The organism is Nitrospira sp. (assembly GCA_005116745.1).
Taxonomy (GTDB): Bacteria; Nitrospirota; Nitrospiria; order Nitrospirales; family Nitrospiraceae; genus Nitrospira_D.
In genome coordinates this window covers 523,255-548,384 of the sequence record SWDS01000002.1, presented here as the reverse complement: position 1 = coordinate 548,384, position 25,130 = coordinate 523,255, and the positions used below count along the sequence as shown (strand labels likewise).

Sequence of the window (25,130 nt, the reverse complement as noted above, 5' to 3'; positions counted from 1 at the left end):
CCTTTGATTATTACCGACATTGACTCGGTTGATCTCACGACTCCGACAGGGCCGATGCGGACCTATCTCGTTCGCCCTGTGGCGGAGGGACGCTATCCTGGGCTTGTCCTGTACTCGGAGATTTTCCAGGTCACGGGACCGATCCGGCGTATGGCGGCCATGCTGGCAAGCCATGGATTTGTGGTGGCCGTGCCGGAAATTTACCACGAGCTGGAGTCGGCCGGGACGGTATTAGCCTATGACGAAGCGGGCGCGGCACGCGGCAATCAACATAAGATCACGAAGACCTTGTCGAGCTATGACGGCGATGCGCGCACGGCACTGGACTATTTGGCATCGTCACCTCACTGCACAGGCAGGCTGGGAGTGATCGGGATTTGCATCGGAGGACATCTGGCATTTCGCGCGGCGATGCAGCCCGATGTGCTGGCCGCTGCCTGTTTCTACGCCACGGACATCCACAAACGCGGCCTGGGGCAGGGCACGCATGACGACAGCTTAGATCGAATCGGCAAGATTACAGGGGAGTTGTTGATGATCTGGGGCCGACAGGACCCGCACATTCCCCGCGAAGGGCGGGCGCTCATCTACAACGCGCTAAGCGATGCCGGCGCGCATTTCCAGTGGCATGAGTTCAACGCTGCGCACGCGTTCATGCGCGACGAAGGTCCTCGCTATGATCCGGCAGCGGCCCGGATCTGCTACGACATGGCGTTGGAGCTATTCCACCGTCGGTTAGGCGAACACGGAACATAGCCGGATAAGGCTCGGTGCCCGGCCTGCTCAGAACCGCTGCGGTGTATTGCCTGATATCCCCACTGCAACGGGTGATAGGGTTGGCCTCTCCCTCTCACAGACACGTTGCCCAGATTGTGACTGAATGCCCTTTCCTACTTAGGTCCCGGTGCGGTATCCTCCTGCGATTCACGAACGAGAGGAGCGTTGACTGAGCCTCCCAATGCTCTCCTATCTGTCCCACCCCTTTGGGCGATCTTCGAATCACGTTGCTCTCTGCCTGCTTATCGCATGGAGTGGCCTCTGGACTGGATGCAGCACGGCTCCTGTGCCTCCCACTGACAGTACCAGCGAGTCACAGGCTGTATTTCACCAGTTGGCCAGCCTGGAGGTGGTATCGGATCGTTTGTACCAGTCTATTGCGGACCAAGCCGATGTTGCGGGATTCAGCCACCAGCTAGAGATCGAGTCTGATCTGACCAGTCCATTCACGCCATCCGAGAAGGAGCGCATCGCGCAGTCATTTGTGCGATCACTCAAAGTCATGCTGTTCGATCTGGCCCCGGAACAGTTCTGGGAGCACCATCTCGCGCAATACTATGCCTCAATGTTGTCGGTTCCAGAAGCCCGGCGATTGGTCGAGGGGTATGACAATGAAGTTCTCAGCCCGACGTCCAGAATGCAAGAACTCCGCTGGAATTTTGTGACGGACCGCCTGCCGGACCTGTTGCCTGCGGTACGGGCCTGGTCACATCGGTTCCAGATCTCACATGAGGCGATGGTCCCGGCGCTCTTGCCGGGAGACCATGTGATCGCGCATAGGGCTGCGTATCATGCTGCAGAACCTCAACGCGGCGAAGTCGTCGTCTATCGCTATCCAGACAGCAATGGGACACTTTTTCTCCATCGCGTGATCGGGGTTCCTGGCGATCGGATCGAAGTTCACAATCAGGTGGTCTCGGTGAACGAAGAAGCCTTGACCGAGCCCTATGTGGAACATACCGACGCATCGAGCCTGTCTGGAAACGTCCGTGATAACCTTGGGCCTGTCACCGTACCTCCCAACAGCTATTTCGTCTTGGGTGACAATCGGGAGGAGAGTCTGGATAGCCGATTTTTGGGACCGATCAGCAAGGAGCACATTCTAGGGCAAGCGATGTGTATTTATTGGTCTGTTGATCTCGGCTCGAGGACTCCACGTTGGGACCGCCTCAATCAACCGGTGCAGTAGCGGCAGTTGTGATACATCCTGTGAAGAAGTACCGTGGCGCCCTCTTGCTTGCGAGCTGCGACTTCTCATGGTAGGTGATACGGCCAGGTTCGAGGGATCCTCTCCTCCGCCTTGGCGCAACCGCCGACAATTCGAACGCGCGTGTCATGATGGCTGATCCGCGCATGGAACGAACGTCCTAACAGGAGCTTCACTGTTGCTCGGAATGTGCGATCCCTTGCTCGGTGTGTCCTCGTTGCTGCTGGGTGGCTCGGCTGCCTATGTCATCCTCAGCATCGCCGAACGGATGCGCGCTCCTGATCAAGGCCCCGTCAGGTTCCGATGGCTGACGATCGGTGCCGTCGCCGCGGGTCTTGAAATCTGGGCGATTCACTACATCGGCAATCTGGCATTCTGTCCCTCGGTCTCAGCAGCCCAGGATTCAGGACTGGCCGTGCTTTCGTTTCTCTCCGCCGGGGCGACAGGAGCCGTCGCCGTATACCTGATCAGCAGTCATGCCGACAGTCGGATGCGCCTCATCTCCGGAGGCATGCTGATGGGTGGCTGCATGACCCTGACTCATTTCGCCAGTATGATGGCGGTCCACCAGCCGATCGATCTCCAGAATGATTTGTTCCTCTTTGTGCTGTCGACGGTTGGGATCGTGGCACTCAGTATTATCGGCATCGTGATCGGATCGTGGAATATCACGCACAGAAACTGGCGAGTGACAGAAAAGGCGAGCGCCATGGGACTTGCGCTATCTGGGTCCCACTTCATCGGGATGATTCCGACGTACGCTATGTCCGGCATCGCGTCCAGTGCTCCACCGCCTGGAATCGAGGTTGATCTCCTCGCGGTGGTCGCCGTCTCACTCTCGACACTCCTGGCCATCATTGATCGGCAAGTGACGGCGGCATCAAGCCTGGCACGCGATAGCCATGCTCGACTGATCGAAGCCATCGAAAGCGTCCCCCAATGGTTTGCTCTCTTCGACGTGGACGACCGTCTAGTCATCTGTAATCGCAAATATCGTGAAGTCATGTCTGGGACTGGGCCGGAAGTTCAAGCAGGCGACTCGTTCGAATCGATCGTTCTCCGGACTGCTGAACGCGGCGATATTCCAGCGGCGATCGGAAAGGTTGAACCCTGGATGCATTGGCGCCTGGACGTACATCGAAATCCTGTCACACCCTACATCCAATACCGGTCCAGTGGAGAGTGGCTTCAAATCAATGAGCGGAAGACGCATGATGGCGGGATCGTCTTTATCGCGACCGACATTACGGCTCTGAAAAATGCCGAACAGGCTGCCGAAGATGCCAATGCGCGGCTCGCGGATTCGTTGGCGGTCGTGGAGGCTGCGAAGGCCCGCATGCAGGAAGAACTGAATGTCGGTCGGGACATTCAACGGAGTATGCTCCCACGCATATTCCCGGCTTTCCCGGATCGGAGGGAGATCGAACTCTACGCGGTGCTCGAACCGGCGCTGGAGGTCGGTGGCGACCTCTATGATTTCTTCCTGGTCGATGAGCATCGGCTCTGTTTCGTGATTGGCGATGTATCGGGCAACGGTGTCCCAGCCGCGCTCTTTATGGCCATGACCAAGATTATGGTGAAGACACTGGCGGCCTCCGATCCCTCACCTGCCAGTATCGTCACGCATGTCAACGATGCGCTGAGTGCGGACAACGATTCCTGCATGTTTGTGACCTTGTATCTCGGTATCTTGAATCTCCGCAATGGCTCGCTCGTCACGACGAACGCCGGCCATAATCCTCCTCTGCTGAAACGGCAGGATGGACAGTTTGAGTGGCTGACGGGCATCAACGGACCTATGGTCGGTCCCATGGCGGGCATCGCCTTTAAGGAGACGACCATCCAATTGGGTCCAGGAGATGAGCTCTTCTTGTACACTGATGGGGTTACCGAAGCGGATAATCGGCGGCGCGAACTGTTCGGTAACGACCGGCTAAAATCAGTCCTCGCGAAATCCCAGGCTGTCTCAGTCGTCAATCGCCTCGGTGAAGTCATGCAGGCAGTGAGAAATTTTGCGGGCGAGGTCCCGCAGGCGGACGATATCACCATGCTGGGACTGCGGTATCACGGGGTCGCCCCGTCCGATGTGGCAGCTCGGGTCTTCCGCCGAACGATGCCCAATCAATTGATGGCCATTCCGGACCTCCAGATGGCCTTTGAGCAGTATGTGGCACAATGGGAAACAGCCAAGCCGCTCATTCCGACCCTCAATATGGCGCTGGATGATCTGCTCAACAATGTGGTGCAATATGCCTTCCCCAACGACCCGACGGAGCATCACATTGAGGTCGAAGGCGAAGTGCGTGATACCTGCGTCATTTTCACCATTATGGATGATGGCATTCCCTTCAACCCGCTAACAGTCGCGCCTCCTGATCTGTCGCTCCTGCTTCATGAGCGCGAGATCGGTGGTCTGGGCATTCACTTGGTGCGCTCCATGTTTGATGAGGTATCGTACCATCGCACTGTGGGGCGCAACGTCTTGACAGTGAAAAAACAGTTGGTAGCTAAAACGTCCACTACCATGAAGGCTCCTGACAAGACCGAGATCCGCTCGTTCGATGTCGAGCGGCTGCCGCTTCCCTCACACAAAGATCCAAGGAACATCGACAAGAATGTCGAGTCACGCCGGAGTGGGGCCGTGATGATCGTCACGCCACAGACCCGCTTTGACACGAACAGCGCACCGGAGGTCGAACAGATCTTGATGGACCACATCGGGCAGGGGGAACGGCAGATCGTGCTGGATCTCTCTCGCATTTCGTACATTTCCTCGATTGGGCTTCGGGTAATCCTAAAAACCGCAATGGCGATGACCCGAACCGACGGGAGAGTCGTGGTCTGTGGGGGGAACGACCACGTCCGTACAGTGCTGCAATTAAGCGGGGCGCTGATGATGAGCCTCTATGCCTCGACATTGGAAGAGGCCCTATCAAAGGTCCAAGAGTTACGTTGACGAGCTGCCGGTCTGCTAAGATAGAATGACGATCTTCTCCTAATACGGAAAGGGACATAATGATGGATCAAGGGACCAGACACACGTTGACGGTGACCTCCCGTGAGAATGCCGGAATCACCTTCGTCAAGATGCAGGGCAGCCTCTCCGCCACCACTGCGGAACAGGGAAACCAGGACATGAAAAAGATTGTGGATGCGGGTGCGAAAAAGGTCATCCTCAATCTGGCTGATATCGACTATATCAGCAGCGGAGGGATCCGAGTCTTGATACTGGCCTGCAAGCAGCTCAACAATGTTCAAGGGCAGATGAAGATTGCTGCTGCGAAAGGAATGGTCAAAGAAGCTCTTCAAGCCAGCGGCTTTGACCTACTGAACCGGGTGTATGGAGAGAGCATTCAATTGTGCAACACGGAAGAAGAGGCTGCCGCCGCCTTTGCGAGCTAGCCATTTCGGTGTGCTCCATCATGCCCCATGCCCCGCGACGACCAAAATAAGACTGAATCTGCTCGAGCCGGGGCTCGACGACTCATCGAGCAGGCGCCGAAGACGATAGCTGGGTTGGCTGCCCTGAGTGGGGTGGCGTATCTCTCTGGATCGTTTTATACGAAAGCCTATTTTTCAGAATTCGGAGCCTCGTGGATCTTAGAGGAAGTTCCGACGGCGACCTATTTCAGTCAAAGCTGGGTGCCGCTGTTACTCCTGCTCTACCTCGGGTATCTGGCTACGACGAACCTCGCAGTGATCGCCGATCAGGACGATTTGACTGGGAACACTCAGTTCAAGCGCTCCCTGGCCGTAGTTCAGTATGGGCCATGGTTTCTGGTCGCGCTCTTGGTGATGACCCTAGTCCTAAGCACATTTGGCTATGTCACATCGGCTATTGTTCTGTCCACGATCGGTGTGGTCGCAATTCTGCTCTTATCGAGCTCGGCACTCGAACTGCTCGTGGCGCGGTTCACAACAATGGGCGGGCACATTGATCTGTCGATGGCGTATATCGCATTCGCCATGATTATCGTGGGCCTCTATGTGGTTCCTACGCAACTTGGACTAAACTGGGCACGGGTCGATAAACAATCAACCTCCTCGCTGCTCACGCTGTATCTGCGCAGTGATGCCGAACAGGAGTATCGGCTGTTGTTCTCAGTGAGGGAGCGCCTGTACGTGTTTCCGGCCAGATTCGAGGGAACCTATCCGCCAGTCAAAACCACGGCCCTCGCCAACGTCAGCTTTGTACCCCCTGAGCAATAAGAAGGGTCAGGTTATGCAATCGGACAGGGGGAGACTACACTTCCGCTCCATCTGGCACTGACTACCGGTTTTTCACCGACCATAAGGGAACAGACTGTGTGCTGACCCTCTTTGGACGCCGGAAGGGTTTTATTTCCTACACGAACAATCTGACCTACATGGCCACAGAAATCCTCCCAGGCTGCACCTGAGCCAAATAGCCAATCTCGTCGTCTTGCCTGTTCGCTCCTCTCACACCATGCAAGATTGTGGGGGAAGCCTAACTTCTCGCCATTTATGAAGAAGTTTTCATCTTCTCCTAATGCTCTCTTCATCTTCTGGGATTATAACGTCATCTAAGGATGAGCCGAGGCTGTGGGCGCGCAAGGCGCTTGAGTCGCGATGCTCAAGACGATGGGTCAGGCACATAGCACAAGGAGGACGCGCTATGAAGAATGTGACAAAAGGACTCACCCTCTCCACATCTGTTATCCCCGCACCAATGAGACGGAGACCCACACAGTTATCACCACAGCATCTTTTTGAATTGGTGACCCGGCTGTGCATCTTCAAAGCCGAGCGTTGGGGACGCCGGGCGCTCTTTTACGAGCAGCACCGCGACTATTTCCCTCGAATATCCGCCAGCCGATTCGTGAATCGATGCCGTGCATTGGAAGCGAGATACCGAGCCCTCGCACAAATGATGTTCCTGATCCCGACAGAGGATCGGTTGGTTCCTGTGCGTGCGTTGGCTCTACCGAAGCTATAAGGCGGCAGGCTTCTCCCCGGATTACTTTGCCGGACAGAGGATGCCTCATAATCAGCTGGTGACCGTGTGGGGGCGGACAGGTACTGAACATCCTGTCCGCCCATCTTGTGAAAGCCATCCCCCTCGGACAACATGATGCGAACCCGACGCACTGTGAATCGATCCTGTTCCGAGGCTCAGCTTGAACCTGTGGTGCTTCGCGACCTGCCTGTTGACGATTTTTGAAAACAGGCTGATCCTGCTCTTGCGCTATCGTCCCATTCCAACGTAACATCAAGTCTGCTGTGAGTCGTCGTTCTTTACTCTCCACGATTCCACGACCATCATTGGCAGAAAGGTAACGGTTTCCGTGACGAAACAGAGTCACCCATCAGCATCCGCCGGCCCGACCGCAACAGGATTTTCACCAGGATTCGTTTCCTTAGGACTTGAAGCACCGCTTCTCACGACGTTGGAAACGTTGGGCTACGAAGAGCCCACCCCCATCCAACGCGAAGCGATTCCGCCGCTCCTCGCAGGACGAGATTTGCTCGGACAGGCGGCGACCGGCACTGGCAAGACCGCAGCATTTGCGTTGCCATTGCTGCAGCGAATCGGTCATGAAGCCAAGGCTCGCCCATCAGCGCTTGTGCTCGTCCCGACCCGCGAGTTGGCGATTCAAGTCGGAGAAGCGATGCAACGGTACGGCAAGGAATTACGCATGACGGTGTTAGCGGTCTATGGTGGGCAAGCCATCGGCCCGCAGTTGTACGCGCTCAAGCGGGGAGTCGACGTGGTCGTCGCCACACCAGGCCGAGCCTTGGATCATATCCGCCGTGGCACGCTGAAGCTGCAGGATGTGAAGGTCGTCGTATTGGACGAGGCCGATGAAATGCTCGACATGGGGTTTGCGGATGACCTGGACGCGATCCTGACCGGAACGCCCAAGACCAAACAGACCGCCTTGTTCTCCGCGACGATGCCTCCACGGATTCGTTCGATCGCCCACCGGCATCTCCACAATCCTGTCGAGATTACGATTGCCAAAGAACCAGTCAAAGCCGGCACGGCTCCACGCGTCCAGCAAGTGGCCTATATTGTCACGAGACCGCATCGAGGGGCGGCGCTTGCCCGTGTGATCGACGTGTCCGGTGCGAAGTCAGCACTGGTCTTCTGTCGAACCAGACTAGAAGTCGATGAAGTGACGGCGATGCTGACGGGTCGCGGCCATCGAGCCGAAGCGATTCATGGAGGTATGAACCAGGGGCAGCGTGACCGTGTGATGCAGGCATTCAAAGGCGGGCAAACTGAGTTGCTGGTGGCAACCGATGTGGCTGCGCGCGGCCTGGACATCCCCCAAGTATCACACGTGATCAACTACGACCTCCCGTCCTCCGCTGAGGTGTACGTGCATCGGATCGGTCGGACCGGTCGAGCTGGTCGGGAAGGCGTGGCTATCACGATTCTTGATCCTCGAGAACAGCGTCTGCTACGAACGATTGAGCAACACACAAAAGCTCAGGTCACCGTCTTGCCTGTGCCCAGTGTCGCCGATCTTCGAGCCAAACAGTTGGAGCGGATCCAGGCGGCCATGGCAGAGGTCTTGCGCGATGGGAAGCTGGATGGGTTCACACCCCTTGTTGATCGGCTGGCCGCCTCCCATTCAGCAACCGATGTGGCAGCAGCCGCGATCAAACTGCTGGTTCGGACGCAGGGTGGGGAACGTCCGGAACAGGAGATTCCGGGAGCGTCTGCCAGGCAGCCGGAATTCGGCAGGCCGGTCCGGCAGGCTGGTCGCTATGACGACCGATCCCGCAGCACATCCTCCCGACCTGAGCGTCGGCCGACTGGGCCACCTCGTCAAGGTGGACAGCGGGAGACCGGCATGGCACGGGTGTACATCGGTGCTGGACATGAAGCCGGTATTAGGCCAGGCGACCTTGTGGGCGCAATCGCCAATGAGGTGAAGGTCAACTCCAACGTCATCGGCGCGATCGAAATCGAAGATCGGTTTTCCATCGTCGATGTCCCGGAATCCCTCGCCGCTCGTATTGTCGACCAGCTTGGCCGTGCTCGGATCAAAGGGCGGAAAGTGCCAGTACGATTGTTTCGTTAATCGCCATAGTCTCGCTCCTAGCTGCTATTCACATAAACCCAGATGAAAGGACTCACACTCGAAGCAGATTCAGAATTTTCATCGAAACTTGAGATCGCTCATGAATAGGCACAGGTTCTGGCGTTCATTCACCTCATTGCAAAGGAGAGTCCCTATGCGCTTGTCATTTCTAACCGTGCTATCGTTGGGTGCGGTTCTGTTTCTTACCCCGTCGTTTACGCATGCAGGCGAGACCGCTGCCACCATGGAAGCGGTGAAGGGGGAAGCCAAAGCCACCGTAGAGGAAGCCAAGGGGGAAGCCAAGGCCAAGATAGAAGAAGCCCAGGGCAATAAAATGAAAGCCATGGGTGAACGGGCCAAAGGCAATATCAAGGCTGCCGGTGAACGAGCCAAGGGTAAAGTGAAGGAAATAAAGGCCAAGACGGAATAATTTCCGGTCAAGTTCCCATGCTCACCTCAGTTGGCAGGTAGACCCTGTGGGGGTTTCCTGCCAAAGGCAATCTCCTTCCGCCTTCGCTTCAATCCAGGATTCTCGTCCACCTGGAGGATCTGCAAGTCACTGCCGGAGGTCGATATCATGCTACCATCCGTTTCCGTGGCGACCTGCTCAGCGGCGAGTACAGTGATTTACTTGTTGGCCATTCGATGTTTCTATGGCGGAGTCGATGTGATCACGCACGACCAGAGCCTGGTCGTGCGTGCATAGTAGAGCGAGGTTCGGTCTTAGGTCGAGATGCCATCGTTGTCTTACTTCAAAACATTCTCTGTCTTTGGTATGCTTTACGACAATGTGTGCACTGTGCACTCCCATGAAGAACAAGAAAACCGGTCGTCCTGGAGGTGCAGATGAAAATATCCACGAGGTTCTTTGAGATGCTCCGCATGATCGGGCGTCTCCGGTCTGACCTTCCCCTGTTGGGTCGTCTTCTCAAGGCTTGGAAGGATGGTAGCTACCGGGGGCTCTCCGTGCGCACACTTGCCTCGCTTGCAGGAGCCCTGCTCTACGTTGTGAGCCCGATAGACTTGATACCAGACTTTATCCCTGGTGTTGGATTCATCGATGATGCGGCGGTGTTGACGCTGCTGCTCCATAGCCTCGCACAGGACCTTGTGGCATTTCGAATCTGGGAAGAGCGACGCAGGAATGGGTGATCACACTGACAGAACTGTGAGTCGATGGAATGCTTTGTGTATGAGATCTCTCGTAGTAAGACCTCAAGCGATTGTTGAATGATGCCGCGCGTAAGTTAACTACGCCGCTTTGCCTTTGCCGTCGGCACGGCACTCAGCGGATCTTCAGGCCAGTGGTGTTTTGGATACCGACCACGTAGTTCCTTCCGGACATCTTGATACGCTCGCTTCCAGAAGCCGCCTAAGTCTTGTGTGACCTGCACGGGGCGCTTGGCGGGAGAGAGGAGGTGCAGCATCACAGGAATCTTTCCGTCCGCCACCCGTGGCGTCTCCTGACAACCGAACATCTCTTGTAGTCGTACGGCAAGAACCGGGAGATCTGGCTGATCGTAGTCGACGCGGAGATGAGAGCCGCTCGGTACGGTGATATGAGTTGGGGCCATCCTGTCGAGACGCCGTTGCTGTTCGCGCGTAAGCAAGGCATGCAATGGCACGGTCACATCCAACCGCTTCACACGATCAAGTGTTGTGATTCCGGCAAGGTAAGGCCCTAGCCACTGATCCAACGTTGTCAGTAACGCCTTGTCGGCAAGATCGGGCCAGTCCGAGTGAGGAGCCTCGATGCGGTGAACCCACATGACTCGAGATCGCCACTGTTGAAGCTCAGGTGGAATATTCAATATATGAATCCCTACTTTGCCTATTCCATTTAAAAGCGCATAAACTAAGGACTGCTCATCTGGTTTTGAGAGGGCAACCTCTGAAAGAATGACGGATCCGAGGCTGCGACGGCATGAGGCTCGAACAGCACCAATACGCTCATCCCAGACAACCAATTCGTCTTCGATGACCTGCTCCTGGTACAACAACTCGATGGCCTCGCACGTGATCGGAGCGGCGAGGTTAATATCGGCCCACTGGCCTCCTCCATCCAAGTCCGCGATGACAATGAAGGGTTCCGTCGCGATGGGATCAGGTCTTCTGAACCGTGCACCTCGCCCATTCACCAGTCGGTAACTGGCAATCTCACCAGGTTGCCGCTGCGCGATCCGATCAGGATAGGCCAGCGCGAGCAAAAGACCAGCCACATGCGGGTGGTCGTGTCCGTCGCCGTTGGGCTTCCCCGACAGCCTCTTGAGCTGTCGTCGCCAGAGTTGAGCCGTTCGCCTCACGCGTTCGAGTGCGGTTCGATTGACTGCCTGGCTGCTGCAATCACCTTCACCCTGAAGCATATCCAGCCTGACACGCACATCTACATTCTGGCCTGCCGCCGGTCCGTGCAGGACGTCACGTTCACTCAACAGCGCCGCCACTTCGCAGGCCTGATCGGCAAGCCTCAGTGAAATGGCTCTAATCAGCATATGCGCCAAGCGGGGATGCAGCGGAAGCTCAGTCATGTGCCGTCCATGATCCGTCAGGCGCCCGCTAGTTGAGAAGGCGCCGAGCTGTACAAGTAAATCTTTGGCCTGGGCGACCGCTCCAGCCGGCGGCGGAGTGAGCCAGGACAATTCGTCCGGTCTCTGCGCACCCCACTGGGCGAGATCCAGCATCAGCGGGGCTAAGTCTGCCTCGAGAATTTCAGGTGGACGATGGACTGCAAGTGAGGCCTGCTCCTTTTCGGTCCACAGTCGGTAACAGATGCCTGGTTCAAGGCGCCCCGCTCTGCCACGGCGTTGCTCAGCCGAATCTCGCGTGACGCGAATGGTCTCCAACCGAGTCAGACCGGAACGAGGATCGAACCGGGGAATGCGGAGCCAGCCTCCGTCGATCACCACGCGCACGCCCTCGATGGTCAAGCTGGTTTCGGCAATCGACGTGGCGAGCACGATTTTTCGTGATCCAGGAGCCGCTGGTCGAATCGCCGCGTCTTGCATGGCTTGTGGAAGCTCACCGTGCAGCGGTGCGATCTGTATCGAGGGTCCCAGTTTGGACTCCAACAGCGTCCGTTCGACTCGGCGGATATCAGCCATTCCCGGAAGAAAGACCAGCAAGCTGCCGTCATCGTGCGCCAGTGATCGTCGAATATGTTGCGCGACGGCAAGATCAAGTCGTCCGGAGACCGGCTGATCGAGGTATCGGGTTTCGACGGGAAATAGCCGGCCTTCGCAGGTAATGAGCGGCGCATACCCCATCAGTTCGCTGACCGGACCGCAGTTGAGGGTCGCCGACATCACCAAGAGGCGAAGGTCGGGGCGAAAGAGACGTTGAGCTTCAAGACAGAGGGCAAGTCCAAGGTCGGCTTGCAGACTTCGTTCATGAAATTCGTCGAACACCACCATGCCGTAGGCATTCAGCGACGGATCCTCTTGGAGCAGCCGCGTCAGGACTCCCTCGGTGACAACTTCGAGCCTCGTTCTCGACCCGATCTTGGTGTCGAATCGCATCCGATAGCCGACGGTTTCCCCGACAGGCTCGTGCAGCTGGTCGGCCATCCGGTGAGCCGCAGCTCGTGCAGCAAGCCGCCGTGGCTCCAGCATCAGAAGTTTCCTGTTCGATAGCCAAGGCGACTCGAGAAGTGCGAGTGGAACGTGAGTGGTTTTCCCGGCGCCGGGAGGGGCCGTGAGCAGCACATTGGGACCGTCGTTCAACGCTTCGCGGATTGATGGCAGGACATCTTCTATTGGAAGTGTGGACATGACGTGATAGGTTCGTACACGTGATGGAACAGACTGTACCAAAAAGTGAGGAGAAGAAGGAATGCCGCAATCACAGAGCGTTCCGGGGGACCTGATGCCGACCTATCGTTGGAGCACGAATGGGCCGACTCAGCCAGGCTGGTACTGGTTCCGGGGACAAGCGCATGAGGTCGATCCCTTTATCGTGCTTGTCGATGAGGCCGGACAGTTCCAATGGCCGGACGGCGGGTTTCAGGAAGTCACGCTGGCCAAAGGTGAATGGGCTGGCCCGATCGAAGAGCCGGACGAGTAACGCAACCAGGTCTCACCAGGAAAACATGAAAGAACGAAGCGTTGAGCCGCATCTCTTTATTATTCTCGGAGCGACCGGTGATCTGACCCGGCGCAAACTCCTGCCCGCACTCTTTCACTTGCGCACCTACGGCGAGCTGGAGAAGCAGAACACGCTCATTGTCGGCGCTGCGTTGCCGGAGCTCAGTCAAGAAGCCTTCCGGTTATGGGCGTACGAGGGCCTGGGAAGTTCTGGGTCGCGTCATACGAGCGACCTCCGTCAATGGTGTGACGATCATGTGTATTATCAACCTCTACGCGAAGGCAAGTTGGCGGACTACGAAGCGCTCGCCAAATATATCGCTCAGTTTGAAGTGGCGAGGAATCTGCCTCAAAACCGAATTTTCTATCTGGCGCTTCCGCCGACGATTGTCCCTGAAACCCTGGAGCTGCTCGATCAAGCTGGATTGCTCAAGAGCCATGGGTGGGTGCGAGTGGTCTTTGAAAAGCCGTTCGGTCATGACTTTCACTCGGCGCGCGCGCTCAATACCCGCTTACATCGCTATCTTGAGGAGTCTCAGATCTATCGCATCGATCATTATCTGGGCAAAGAGACTGTACAAAACCTGTTGGCCTTTCGCTTTGCAAACCCCATTTTTGAATCGCTCTGGAATCGCAATACGGTCGAGAGCGTCGAAATCACGGTTGCGGAAGACCTCGGTGTCGAACACCGAGGGGCCTATTACCAGGGGGCCGGCGCCTTACGCGACATGGTCCAGAACCACTTGACGCAATTGCTGACCGTCGTCGGCATGGAAGTGCCGACTTCCTTCGAAGCGTCCGAGATTCAAGCGGAAAAACTAAAAGTATTGCGTTCGATTTCACCCATTCGCCCTCAGGACGTGATCTTCGGCCAATATGCCGCATGGGACATCGCCGGCCAGCGAATTCCCGGCTATCTGGAAGAACGAGGTGTACCGCCAGACTCCAAGACTGAAACCTACGTGGCGTTGAAGTTGGAGATTCACAACTGGCGCTGGAGAGGCGTGCCGTTTTACCTGAGAACCGGGAGACGGCTTCCGCGCAAGATTACCCAGGTGGCCGTTACTTTCCGCTCGGCACCCATTCAAGTCTTTCGATCATTAGAACCAGGCAGCCTCAATCCCAACAAGTTGCTGATCATGCTGCAGCCGAGTGAAGGATTTTCTCTCTGCTTCTCCGTAAAATCACCCGGGCGGCCCTTCACATTTTCCGATCGCGCATTGAGGTTCGACTATGGCCAAGCCTTCGGCGGCGAACTGCCGGAAGCCTATGAAACACTGTTGCGCGACGTCATGATCGGCGATCAAACGTTGTTCGTGACCGCAGACTTTACGGAAACCGCTTGGCGACTCTACGACCCGCTCTTGCTCAGCCCCCGACCGGTGCATATCTACACAGCTGGATCGTGGGGTCCACAGGAAGCCGACACGCTTGTGGAACAGAACGGTCTGAGCTGGCAATTGGGATGGTAGGGATTCCCGCACGCGTCTTCTACCACGTCGTTCTACTACGAGGGTGAATGCCTGCCGAGTCCGGCATCTCGATCACCACCAATATTCCACAACGCATGGATCGGTTGCCCTGGGCCCGCTGGCACTGGCGGATCGTCGGGGCGCTGGGAATCACCTGGTTGCTCGATGGGCTTGAAGTCTCCATCGTGGCCTCACTCGGCCCGATGCTCACTCACCCAGACACCTTACACCTCACTCAATCAGAAGTCGGACTGACGGCGTCCGCGTATTTAGCCGGGTCGGTTGTCGGCGCGCTCGTCTTTTCCTACCTCACCGACCAGCAGGGACGAAAGAAATGGTTCATGATCACCTTAGCACTGTATCTTGCGGCGACGGTGCTGACAGCATTTTCGTGGGACCTGATGAGCTTCATGTTCTTCCGGTTCTTGACCGGGGCCGGTATCGGAGGCGAATACGCCGCTATTAACTCTGCCATCGATGAATTAATTCCCGCTCGAAGCCGTGGGCATACCGATCTCGCCATCAACGGAACCTGGTGGCTTGGGTCGGCGGCTGGCGCTCTGTTGACGTTGCTGTTACTGAATCCGGCCATCTTTCCTGAATCTATCGGCTGGCGGCTGTGCTTTGTGTTCGGTGCCGTGCTGGGAGTGGCGATCATCATCGTTCGGCGTGTGATTCCCGAAAGCCCACGTTGGCTCATGACCCATGGCCGGGTTCCTGATGCGGAAGCCATTGTGTCGCAGATTGAACGAGAGGTGGAGCAGGACCAAGGAACGTCGCTGACGGAGCCCCATGGGACGATCACGATACATCCTCGACCACACGCGACAATCGTGACTGTTGCCCGAGAACTCTTCCAATCATATCCACGGCGGACGGTGTTGGGCATCGGACTCATGGTCACACAATCGTTCATGTATAACGCAGTGTCGTTCACCTATCCCTTGCTGCTGACGACATACTATGCCGTACCAAGTGCCACCATCGGTCTCTATATTCTTCCGTTTGCACTGGGTAACTTCTTAGGACCACTCCTCTTAGGGCGATTATTTGACACGGTCGGCCGCAAACCCATGATCAGCCTCACCTACGGCCTAGCTGGTCTCCTCTTGTGCCTTGCGGGCTATCTGTTTTGGATAGGTGCCTTGACGCTCACTCAGCATATGATGCTTTGGTCGCTGATCTTCTTTTTTGCATCGGCCGGGGCCAGTGCCGCTTATTTGACGGTGAGCGAAATATTTCCGATGGAGATCCGTGCCATGGCCATCGCATTTTTCTTCATCGTGGCACAAGGAGCTGGCGTGGCAGCACCCTGGCTCTATGGGAGGCTCATCGAAACGTCGATCACCAGTGTCTTCTACGGCTATCTCTTGGGCGGAGGCATGATGCTGCTCGGAGCGGCAATTGAGTTATGGTTGGGAATCAATGCGGAAGGGCAGTCGCTCGAACAATTGGCAGCACCTCTATCATCACGACCTTCTCCTAGACACCCAGCTCAGTCTGCCTGACCATCTGTTTACACCATCTCCAAGGAGCAAGATGATCGGCTTGTATGGCTGCCGTGAGGTCGATGTCAGTGGTCTTGGGCTGGACCTTCTGTCTTGCCGCTCGCGTAACGGTTGTGCAGTTTACGGGGTGGGTTAGTGCGCGCGCGGATTCGCAGGTTGATCATCTCGACGGCAACTGAGAAGGCCATCGCGAAGTAAATATACCCCTTCGGAACGTGGACATCGAACCCTTCCACCATCAGAGTCACTCCGACAAGGATCAAGAAAGATAGCGCGAGTATCTTGATCGTTGGATGGGCATCGACGAATTCACCGATTGAACGGGCTGCAAACAACATGACAAGCACGGCTATGATAATCGCCGTCGCCATGACGGAGACGTCATCCACGAGACCGACGGCCGTGATGACAGAATCTAACGAGAAGACGAGATCGAGCACAGTGATTTGCAATAACATCATTCCGAAATTGGCTGGAACCGACGAGGCTGCTTGCTCATCCTCGCCCTCTACGCTTTCGTGAATTTCGTGGGTGGCTTTGGCGAGGAGAAAGAGTCCACCAATGATGAGAATCAGATCTCGCCCCGAGATTGCTTGACTCAGTATCGTGAATAAGGGAGCCGTCAGCTCCATCACAAGCGAAATCGAGAATAACAATCCCAGTCGTGCGATCATCGCCAGGCCTAGCCCAACACGGCGTGCTAGGTTTCGCTGGTGCTGAGGGAGCCGGCTCACGAGGACGGAGATAAAGATGATATTGTCGATCCCGAGGACAATTTCGAGAGCCGTCAGCGTGCCCAGCGCGATCCACATCTCTGATTGAGTCACCCAATCGAACATGCGAATGTCCACCTCTCTAGCAACCAGCCAGACCCCGGATCGAATGCAGCGTCCCCACGCTCGCTCCCGTCGATGGCACAAGCCTCACAGCTGTCCGCCAGCCTATCCCGTGCAAGCACCTGTTCGATTCATCATCACTGACTAATCGCTCCAAAATCAACAGCCCGATACTTGATGAAGGGCACAGACACTGAACTCTGCGGCTTAGTCAACCAGGCTTTCAAGAACGGAGTGTGAACGCGGGGACCAGCATCATAACTCTGTACTTACATGTGTTAGCGTCACAAGGTTCTTATCCTATAGGAAACGATAGGCGGCGATGTGAATACGAAAATGGGTAAGGGCTTCGATCAGGACTTTTTCACAGTTGCAGCCCAAATCTCAAAAAAAGGGGAGGCATCTGATGCTGCGATTTCGGACATGGTAGGCGAGGTCTCCAGTAATAAGACGCAGGCGGCATGGCATGGAGAATGTGTGCGGGAATCGGAGGAAAGTTGTCACGAAAAGATTCCCGATATCATGTGAGACCGTGCGGACCACCTCCCTTCGACATCAATGACCTGCTTGGCCATCTATCTTCCATACACCCAATATGGTCCGCACACCATTATCGCTGCCGTCCTGAACCAACCAGAAACCAGGGACTTCATGCACGCGCGAGTATAACCGGGTAGCACTCGTATGATTCTGCATGCGGAGAGAAAACAACAAGGCCCTCGGCGGATGAGGCCGAAGGCCTTGAGCAATCAGTATCTGAAGGAAATAGGCTATGCCTTTATGCGACCTCTTAGACGGCCGAATGCTGCCAGACCCGTGAGCCCCGCACCAAACAAGAGCAGCGCCCCCGGAAGCGGCACGGGCGTTATGCTGAAACTCAAAATATCATGGGCGGTTTCAAGTCCCAAGTGCAACGGGTGAATGATGGTCTGTTGCGTGTAGACTTCAAGGGGCTGGGCAAAGTCGAGGCATTCTCTCAGGCCTGTGTTCAGGCGATGGCATTCAGCTCGCGCTGCGTGTAGCCCGACAAGTCGGTCCCTTCGGGCACAGCATTCCCTGGTCATGCATGCACTGCTCATCGTCCAACTCTGGCAGCCATGGCGAAGTGGAAGAAATAACGATCGAGCGAGGCCAAGTCACTGCCGTAGGTTGTCCCACCCAACATGGCGTCGCACAAGAGTTCGCGCGCGCGGGTTAGTTCTTTCCGTCGCCCTTTCCACCGATCGTCTCCAATCGTAAGATCTAAGAGTTCCAGGGCGCGCTCGAAAGCCTGTTCGCAACGCTGCGGGTCCTTCCCATACCAGCGGGCTGCGCGCGCCACGTCACTGCCAACGTTGGCCAGTTGCTCAACGAGGGAAAGGGAGTGCCATCGTCCAGAAGCTAATTGTTTGTGAATAGGTGGCACGCTCTTAGCCCTGCACCAATCGGTTAACGATAGCTGTTACGGCCTCGCGAATCTCTGGGCGCTCAACAAACCTGGATCGGTTTCCCCCGGATGGGCGCACATTGATCATCGAGTCGAACTCAATCCATTCTGAAGCTGGACGTTCCGGGTAGAGATTGATGCCCCACAGATTTTTCTGGAGCGAGCCCTCTTCTAATAACAGAGCTTCCTCGTCGGAGTGTAATTCACCGCCGATCGCCATAATGCTCTGGTCTATGTCCACAACAGCCTTAACCATGTCGCCGAACTGCTGTTCGGCCATTGTATTCAGGACAGCTTTGGTCACGCTCGTTCGAACAATAATAATCTCCATAATTCCTCATGAGGCTGTGAGGAAGCAGGATTGCTGGTTGTGCTCGCTTCTGTCAATCATAAATTTGTCTGAAATGGGCTTGGGAACGAGTCTGAGCATCGTACCGTCAAAGGATGTCGGTGGCTCAGAGGGGAAAGATGTGGATACTGCTTTACCCTCGTTCCGCGAGGCGCGATTGAAGAATACTGATGCTAGCGATGGCGGCTGTTTCTGCTCGGAGAATATGCTGACCAAGGGTAATAGGTTGAACTCCCGCTTGAGCAGCGATCTCCACCACCTCTTCTTTGCTCCAGCCACCCTCCGGTCCGATCAAGATCAGTATGGAGCCGGTCGCATCTTGCGGTAGATTGACCGTTTGCAAACTCTTCCCGTCCCGCCGCTCAACAAGCATGAGTGTGAGCATGCCGGTCGCCACGCTGGTCAGAAGGACTGAGAGAGATTGTGGCTTAGCAATGGTGGGGATACGCCACTGTTCGGATTGCTGGGCGGCTTCTAAGGCGATTCGTTGCCAACGGGCGAGCTGGTGATCCACGCGATCGGCTTTCAGTTGTACCACACTGTGCTGGCTTTCAATCGGCACGATCTCGCTCACGCCAAGTTCCGTCGCCTTCTGAATTACCCAGTCCATCTTCTCCCCCTTGAGCAGTGATTGCCCGAGGATCAGACAAGGTGTCTGGCGCGGTGGTTCCTGGATCGTTTCGAGAATACGTGCAGCGACCGCTCGTTTGGACACATCAGTGATTTCAACGTGAAACTTGGCGCCCTGTCCACTGTTGAGCCACAGAGTCTCGCCAATTGTGATGCGCAAACTGTCTCGGAGATGCACGAGCACATCGCCCGTGATCACGATGGTCTGCTGATCGATGCACTCAGGGGAAACAAACAACACAGGCATGAGTGACTCAGGGAGATTAACCCGGATGGGTAGGGGAGACTACTCGAAGAAGGTTTTCATCTTATCGAAGAAGCCGTCGCCGTTGGCTTCCATCGTCATACCACTTTCTTTCGCATACTCCATCAGAAGTTCTTTCTGTCGGGCCGTTAATTTGGTAGGGATTTGAACTTTGATCGTATAGACCTGATCGCCTGTCGATCCACCCTTCAGGCTTGGAACCCCTATCCCTTTAATCCGAAGCACCTTGTCATGTTGTGTGCCTGGCGGCACCTTGATGACGGTTGCCCCCGTGAGAGTCGGGACTTCCACTTTTCCGCCGAGCGTGGCCGTAACGAGATTGACCGGCACATCACAAGCGATATCGAGCCCCTTGCGATGAAAAATTTTATGCGGTCTGACAGTAACGGCCACGTAAAGGTCGCCGGGATGGCCACCATTGGGGCCATGCTCTCCTTCATTGGAAAGACGAAGTCGCATGCCGGTCTCAATACCGGCTGGAATATGGACGGCGATAGTGCGTTCTTTGTAAACCCGTTGACGTCCCTGGCAGGTCGAGCAGGGTTCTGTGACAAAGTGACCGGCGCCTTCACATTGCCCGCATGGACGGCTGACGCTGAAGAACCCTTGCTGAAATCGAATTTGACCAGCACCTTTGCAGCTGGCGCATGTCTTGATGGACGCCGCTGACTTGGCACCCGTTCCTTTGCAGTCGACGCAGATTTCCCAACGTGGGATTTTGAGCTTGGCCTCTTTCCCGTACACAGCCTCTTCGAACTCAACCTCGAGGTTGTACTGGAGATCGTTGCCACGTTCGGCGCGAGGTGCCCCGCCTCCTCGGGCTTGGCCAAAAAAATCCTCGAAGATATCGTTGAACACCTCTCCGAATCCGCCACGGTTGAAATCAAACCCATCAAAACCAGGCCCACCCTGTTGTGCCCCAGCATGACCGAACGTGTCGTAGCGTTTCCGCTTGTCCTGATCGCTCAGCGTTTCATAGGCTTCGTTGATTTCTTTAAACTTCTCTTCGGCTGTTTTTTTCTGCTGGTCGCCGATATGGAGGTCTGGATGGTGCTGGCGCGCGAGCTTGCGATAAGCTTTTTTGAGATCGTCGTCGGTTACACTTCTATCGACGCCGAGAGTTTCGTAGTAATCGCGTTTTGACACAGCCGCCATTGCGAATTGAAATAAGAAAATAGCTGAGATCCCGATGGTGTCGGGAACTCAGGTTGTCTGAAGCGCTATTCTATGCTATTTCTTGTCTTTGTCTACTTCTTCAAACTCTGCGTCCACAACTTTCTCGTCGGTCTTGGTCTCACCAGCGCTGCCGGAAGACGAGGCATCTGGTTGCGGGCCAGGAGATGCGGCGGCTTTCTTGTACATCTCTTCGGCAAGCTTGTGCGACGCCGTCATAAGTGTCTGCGTCGCCGATTCAATCGCCTCGGCATCGGTGCCTTCGAGTGCCTTTTTGACGGCGGCGACGGCATCCTGGATTTTTGTTTTTTCCTCGTCGGAGACTTTGTCCCCGTATTCCGTGATATTTTTTTCGGTTTGATAGACGAGATTATCCGCCTGGTTCTTGGCTTCCGCCAGCTTGCGGCGTTTCTTATCGTCTTCCGTATGCGACTGCGCATCCCGAACGAACTTCTCGACTTCTTCCTTACTCAACCCGCTGGACGCCGTGATCTTGATGGATTGTTCTTTCTGTGTGGCGAGATCTTTTGCCGACACATGCACAATGCCGTTGGCATCAATATCGAACGTCACTTCAATCTGCGGCATGCCCCGCGGCGCTGGAGGAATACCGACCAAGTCGAACTGCCCAAGCAGTTTGTTGTCATTGGCCATGTCCCGTTCACCTTGAAACACGCGGATCGTGACGGCTGTTTGACTATCCGCTGCCGTCGAGAACACTTGGCTTTTTTTGGTTGGAACAGTCGTGTTGCGCTCAATGAGCTTGGTGAAGACGCCACCCAGCGTCTCAATGCCCAGCGATAATGGAGTGACATCGAGCAGCAGCACGTCTTTGACTTCGCCCTTGAGAACTCCACCTTGAACGCCGGCTCCGATGGCAACGACTTCGTCTGGATTCACCCCACGGTGCGGTTCTTTTCCAAAGAATTCCTTCACGACCTGAATCACTTTGGGCATGCGGGTCATACCACCGACCAAGACGATTTCTTGAATATCCTTGGCTGTGACGCTCGCATCGGACAAGGCCTTGCGGCAGGGTTCAATCGTGCGCTGAATGAGATCATCGACCAACTGCTCCAGCTTGGCCCGTGTGAGCTTGGTGACCATATGCTTGGGGCCGCTGGCATCGGCGGTGATGAACGGCAGATTAATCTCCGTTTCTTGAGACGAAGACAGCTCGATCTTGGCCCGTTCCGCCGATTCCTTCAGGCGTTGGAGCGCCATCCGGTCTTTCCGCAAATCAATGCCCTGGTCTTTCTTGAACTCGTCGACCAGCCAATCCATCACGCGGAGATCAAAGTCATCACCGCCGAGGTACGTGTCGCCATTGGTGGATTTCACCTCGAAGACGCCTTCACCGATTTCAAGAACGGAAACGTCAAAGGTGCCGCCGCCCAAGTCGTACACGGCGATTCGCTCGTCTTTCTTCTTGTCCAGACCGTAGGCAAGGGAGGCCGCTGTCGGCTCATTGATGATACGCAGGACATTCAGCCCGGCAATCTGGCCGGCATCTTTGGTCGCCTGGCGCTGGCTATCGTCAAAATACGCAGGGACGGTCACCACGGCCTCAGTGACCTTTTCACCGAGATAGTCTTCAGCCGTCTGCCGCATTTTCTGCAGAATCATGGCGGAGACTTCTGGTGGGCTATAGCGTTTACCGCGCAACTCTACATGGGCATCACCGTTATCGGCCTCAACCACCTTGTACGGAAGCCGCTTCATGGCTTCTTGAACTTCGCGACTCTTGAACTTGCGTCCCATCAAGCGCTTCACGGAGTAAATGGTGTTCTCGGGATTGGTGATGGCTTGCCGTTTCGCAATTTGCCCAACTAACCGTTCGGTTTTATCGGTGATGCCGACGACGGAAGGAGTAGTCCGGCTCCCTTCGGCGTTGGCGATCACGACGGGGTCTCCGCCGCTCATAATCGCCACACAAGAATTGGTGGTCCCGAGATCGATACCGATGACTTTACCCATTGGTGAACTCCTTCCTTCTCGACCACGACGACCGAATCAGGTCAATGCGTCGTTGAGTCATGTTCGCTTGGATTGGCCGGCCCTGATGACACACTAACCATGGCCGCTCGTAGAATCCGGTCATGCAACCGATACCCTTTTTGAAACTCGTCCAATACGTTATTGGCGGGCACGTCGTTCGATGGTCCGTACGAGACGGCTTGATGGGCGCTTGGATCGAACTCCTGGCCGGTCGCTTCGATCGCCTGCACGCCGAACTTAGTCAGGGTTCCGGAGAGTTGTTTGAGCGTCAGTTCCACACCCTGCACGAGCGATGAATCGCCACCGCTTGTGCGAGCTGCTTTGATCGCCCGCTCCATGTTATCAACCACCGGCAGCAGCTCTTTGAGAATCTGTTCATTCCCGAATCGAATCTGCTCACGCTGGTCGCGCTGTATCAGCCGTTTGTAGTTTTCAAATTCCGCAGCCAGCCGGAGGTACTTGTCATTGAGCGCGGTACACTCTTCAGTCTTACTGGCCAGTTCATCCTGAACTGAGGAGCCTGTTGCGTCCATCACCGGAGAAGCTTCCTCTAAGTTCTCGATTGTATTGGCGTTTGGTTTTTTCTGTTCTTGATCGTGACTCATCCTGATACCTCTACAAGCGTGGAGATATCCATAGGAGGAGAGAAGTCAACGGGTCAGGAGAAAATAAAATGACATGGGCACGAAGAAGTCTAGACCCACTGCGTCAGACTCGCGCCGCGGGCACGGCGATAGAGGAGTTCCAGCCCATGAAGAGTCAAAAACGGTTCCAGATGTTGAATCGATCGTGCCTCTGGCGCGATCACTGAGGCCAATCCACCCGTGGCGATCACATAGGATGTGCGCCCCATCTCCCTTTCCATCCGCTGAACAAGCGTGTCCACGAGACCGGCATAGCCGAAGATGAGCCCCGACTGAATACTGCTGGCGGTATCGGTTCCAATGACGGTCTTAGGCCGGGCGAGCTCAACTTTGCTCAACTTCGCCGCCCTGGTAAACAACGCCTCCGCGGAAATGGTCAGACCCGGTGCGATCACTCCTCCGAGATACTCTCCATCTCGGTTGACGGCACAAAACGTCGTCGCGGTGCCGAAATCGACGATGATGAGATCACGGTGAAACTTCTCATAAGCCGCCGCCGCATTCACAATACGGTCGCTTCCGATCTCTTTCGGATTCGAGTAGTTCAGCGTGAGACCCGTATCCATATCGGGAGAAACGGTGATCGGGGCGGAGCCAAAGGAGGTTTCAACCATCGACTCAAACGTCTCCGTGAGGGCGGGAACGACACTGGAGATGATCGCGCCGGTGATGTGCGCTGGAAGGCGCCCGTCTCGGGCCATGAGGCTAAGGCACAGGACGCCATATTCATCGGCCGTGGTCTTGGGATCGGTCGCCAACCGCCAATGGGTCAGCAGAGTTGATCCGTCGAAGATCCCTGCGACCACGTTGGTGTTCCCGATGTCGATCGCTAAGAGCATCGCACTCATTCTACCCGGCCTACTGTATTTTCGCTACTCTCTCAGATGGATGACATCGGCTGCACGGACATCGACAAGCGGCATCAGTTGTGAACGAGGGTGCGGCGACACCGTTCTCACTTGTAGCGCACCGTCGGCAGAAAGGGCCTCTGCGATGCCGACGATTGGATGATCATTCGTGAACAGGACACGAACGTGGCGCCCCAACGTGGCACAGCGAGCCATATAGGCCTGTCGCAAGCGGACAGATCCAGAAGATCGAAGCTCGCCAAGACACTGTTCAAGCTCCAGAAGCAGTTGCGCAATGAGCCGATTGCGGTCGATCGGTTGTCGCGAGGCTTCCACTAATGAGGCCGCAATGGGCTGCAATTCTTCGGGGAAAGATAGCGGAGGGACATTCACATTGAGGCCAATGCCAATCACCACGACCGGATCATTGATGGTGGCCACGCTGCTCTCGCAGAGAATCCCGCCGACTTTGCGTTCATGGAGAAGCAGGTCGTTCGGCCACTTCAGCAAAAGGGACACAGCCGCCGTCTGTTGAATCGCCTCGGTAGCGGCAAGTGCGCTGACAAGCGGCACCCAGGATAACCATTGTGCAAGCGATAGGTTGTTACCCATCCCACGTACAATGATGGAGCAATAGATGTTCAACCCCGGCGGAGAGAACCAGGCGCGCCCATGTCGACCGTAGCCGCTTGACTGGCGTTCAGCAATCACGACGGTGCCGTGCAGTGCACCCGCTCGCGCCAGAGCAGCTGCCTCCGTGTTGGTCGAGGGGAGATCGTGGTGCAGATACACGATCTGCCCAAGTGACTCGGTCGCCAGGGTGCTGCGAATACGATCGAGGCTGAGTGGGGCGAAGGACGACATCA

23 protein-coding genes are annotated in these 25,130 nt (G+C 55.9%); 13 read left to right on the top strand and 10 right to left on the bottom strand.

Annotation, left to right across the window (positions count from 1 at the left end; translation table 11 throughout):
- Window positions 1–3: 3 nt before the first annotated feature.
- The 9 genes from E8D52_04635 (at window position 4) to E8D52_04595 (ending at window position 10,188) form a co-directional block, all read left to right on the top strand.
- Window positions 4–756, top strand: a complete 753-nt coding sequence (locus E8D52_04635) for a dienelactone hydrolase family protein (GenBank protein TKB70332.1) — start codon at window positions 4–6, stop codon at window positions 754–756.
- Between the two features lie 202 nt (window positions 757–958).
- On the top strand, window positions 959–1,966 hold the full coding sequence (gene lepB, locus E8D52_04630; GenBank protein ID TKB70331.1) for a signal peptidase I: 1,008 nt from the start codon (window positions 959–961) through the stop codon (window positions 1,964–1,966).
- Between the two features lie 196 nt (window positions 1,967–2,162).
- Window positions 2,163–4,940, top strand: a complete 2,778-nt coding sequence (locus E8D52_04625) for an STAS domain-containing protein (protein ID TKB70330.1) — start codon at window positions 2,163–2,165, stop codon at window positions 4,938–4,940.
- Between the two features lie 59 nt (window positions 4,941–4,999).
- On the top strand, window positions 5,000–5,386 hold the full coding sequence (locus tag E8D52_04620) for an STAS domain-containing protein (GenBank protein TKB70329.1): 387 nt from the start codon (window positions 5,000–5,002) through the stop codon (window positions 5,384–5,386).
- Window positions 5,387–5,413: 27 nt separating this feature from the next.
- Window positions 5,414–6,193 (top strand): hypothetical protein, encoded by a 780-nt coding sequence (locus E8D52_04615; GenBank protein TKB70328.1) that lies wholly within the window; start codon window positions 5,414–5,416, stop codon window positions 6,191–6,193.
- 427 nt (window positions 6,194–6,620) lie between these two features.
- Window positions 6,621–6,941, top strand: a complete 321-nt coding sequence (locus E8D52_04610; protein TKB70327.1) for a hypothetical protein — start codon at window positions 6,621–6,623, stop codon at window positions 6,939–6,941.
- 322 nt (window positions 6,942–7,263) lie between these two features.
- A complete protein-coding gene (locus E8D52_04605; protein ID TKB70326.1) occupies window positions 7,264–9,036 on the top strand; it encodes a DEAD/DEAH box helicase in 1,773 nt (590 codons plus the stop codon).
- 244 nt (window positions 9,037–9,280) lie between these two features.
- Entirely contained in the window at window positions 9,281–9,466 is a 186-nt protein-coding gene (locus E8D52_04600) for a CsbD family protein (protein ID TKB70384.1), read from the top strand.
- Window positions 9,467–9,882: 416 nt separating this feature from the next.
- Window positions 9,883–10,188: a DUF1232 domain-containing protein gene (locus E8D52_04595; protein TKB70325.1), complete on the top strand. Its 306-nt coding sequence runs from the start codon at window positions 9,883–9,885 to the stop codon at window positions 10,186–10,188.
- Between the two features lie 95 nt (window positions 10,189–10,283).
- Here E8D52_04595 and hrpB read toward each other — a convergent pair whose 3' ends face one another.
- On the bottom strand, window positions 10,284–12,803 hold the full coding sequence (gene hrpB, locus E8D52_04590; GenBank protein TKB70324.1) for an ATP-dependent helicase HrpB: 2,520 nt from the start codon (window positions 12,801–12,803) through the stop codon (window positions 10,284–10,286).
- A 61-nt stretch (window positions 12,804–12,864) separates the two neighbouring features.
- Between hrpB and E8D52_04585 the strand changes: the two genes are divergently transcribed.
- From E8D52_04585 to E8D52_04575, 3 genes are read left to right on the top strand one after another with little or no spacing between them, the layout of a single operon-like run.
- Window positions 12,865–13,095, top strand: a complete 231-nt coding sequence (locus E8D52_04585) for a hypothetical protein (GenBank protein TKB70323.1) — start codon at window positions 12,865–12,867, stop codon at window positions 13,093–13,095.
- A 25-nt stretch (window positions 13,096–13,120) separates the two neighbouring features.
- Window positions 13,121–14,587 carry a glucose-6-phosphate dehydrogenase gene (zwf, locus tag E8D52_04580; protein TKB70322.1) on the top strand — a complete coding sequence of 489 codons (1,467 nt, stop codon included), beginning with the start codon at window positions 13,121–13,123 and terminating at the stop codon, window positions 14,585–14,587.
- Between the two features lie 47 nt (window positions 14,588–14,634).
- Window positions 14,635–16,095 (top strand): MFS transporter, encoded by a 1,461-nt coding sequence (locus E8D52_04575; GenBank protein ID TKB70321.1) that lies wholly within the window; start codon window positions 14,635–14,637, stop codon window positions 16,093–16,095.
- A gap of 65 nt (window positions 16,096–16,160) precedes the next feature.
- Here E8D52_04575 and E8D52_04570 read toward each other — a convergent pair whose 3' ends face one another.
- Window positions 16,161–16,934, bottom strand: a complete 774-nt coding sequence (locus tag E8D52_04570; protein TKB70320.1) for a TerC family protein — start codon at window positions 16,932–16,934, stop codon at window positions 16,161–16,163.
- Window positions 16,935–17,255: 321 nt separating this feature from the next.
- On the opposite strand from E8D52_04570, the gene E8D52_04565 reads away from it, so the two are divergent.
- Window positions 17,256–17,459: a hypothetical protein gene (locus E8D52_04565; protein ID TKB70319.1), complete on the top strand. Its 204-nt coding sequence runs from the start codon at window positions 17,256–17,258 to the stop codon at window positions 17,457–17,459.
- A gap of 547 nt (window positions 17,460–18,006) precedes the next feature.
- On the opposite strand, the gene E8D52_04560 is transcribed toward E8D52_04565, so the two are convergent.
- The 8 genes from E8D52_04560 to E8D52_04525 form a co-directional block, all read right to left on the bottom strand.
- Window positions 18,007–18,336 carry a hypothetical protein gene (locus tag E8D52_04560; protein ID TKB70318.1) on the bottom strand — a complete coding sequence of 110 codons (330 nt, stop codon included), beginning with the start codon at window positions 18,334–18,336 and terminating at the stop codon, window positions 18,007–18,009.
- A 4-nt stretch (window positions 18,337–18,340) separates the two neighbouring features.
- Entirely contained in the window at window positions 18,341–18,682 is a 342-nt protein-coding gene (locus E8D52_04555) for a hypothetical protein (protein TKB70383.1), read from the bottom strand.
- Between the two features lie 157 nt (window positions 18,683–18,839).
- On the bottom strand, window positions 18,840–19,583 hold the full coding sequence (locus E8D52_04550) for a 16S rRNA (uracil(1498)-N(3))-methyltransferase (GenBank protein ID TKB70317.1): 744 nt from the start codon (window positions 19,581–19,583) through the stop codon (window positions 18,840–18,842).
- A gap of 39 nt (window positions 19,584–19,622) precedes the next feature.
- The gene (dnaJ, locus tag E8D52_04545) at window positions 19,623–20,747 is read right to left on the bottom strand and encodes a molecular chaperone DnaJ (GenBank protein ID TKB70316.1); all 1,125 of its coding nucleotides are present in this window, start codon (window positions 20,745–20,747) and stop codon (window positions 19,623–19,625) included.
- 84 nt (window positions 20,748–20,831) lie between these two features.
- On the bottom strand, window positions 20,832–22,751 hold the full coding sequence (gene dnaK / locus E8D52_04540; protein TKB70315.1) for a molecular chaperone DnaK: 1,920 nt from the start codon (window positions 22,749–22,751) through the stop codon (window positions 20,832–20,834).
- A 41-nt stretch (window positions 22,752–22,792) separates the two neighbouring features.
- Window positions 22,793–23,377 (bottom strand): nucleotide exchange factor GrpE, encoded by a 585-nt coding sequence (gene grpE / locus E8D52_04535; GenBank protein ID TKB70314.1) that lies wholly within the window; start codon window positions 23,375–23,377, stop codon window positions 22,793–22,795.
- A gap of 89 nt (window positions 23,378–23,466) precedes the next feature.
- A complete protein-coding gene (locus tag E8D52_04530; GenBank protein TKB70382.1) occupies window positions 23,467–24,255 on the bottom strand; it encodes a type III pantothenate kinase in 789 nt (262 codons plus the stop codon).
- Window positions 24,256–24,288: 33 nt separating this feature from the next.
- Complete coding sequence (locus tag E8D52_04525; GenBank protein TKB70313.1) at window positions 24,289–25,128, bottom strand: biotin--[acetyl-CoA-carboxylase] ligase; 840 nt, start codon at window positions 25,126–25,128, stop codon at window positions 24,289–24,291.
- Between the last annotated feature and the right edge of the window lie 2 nt (window positions 25,129–25,130).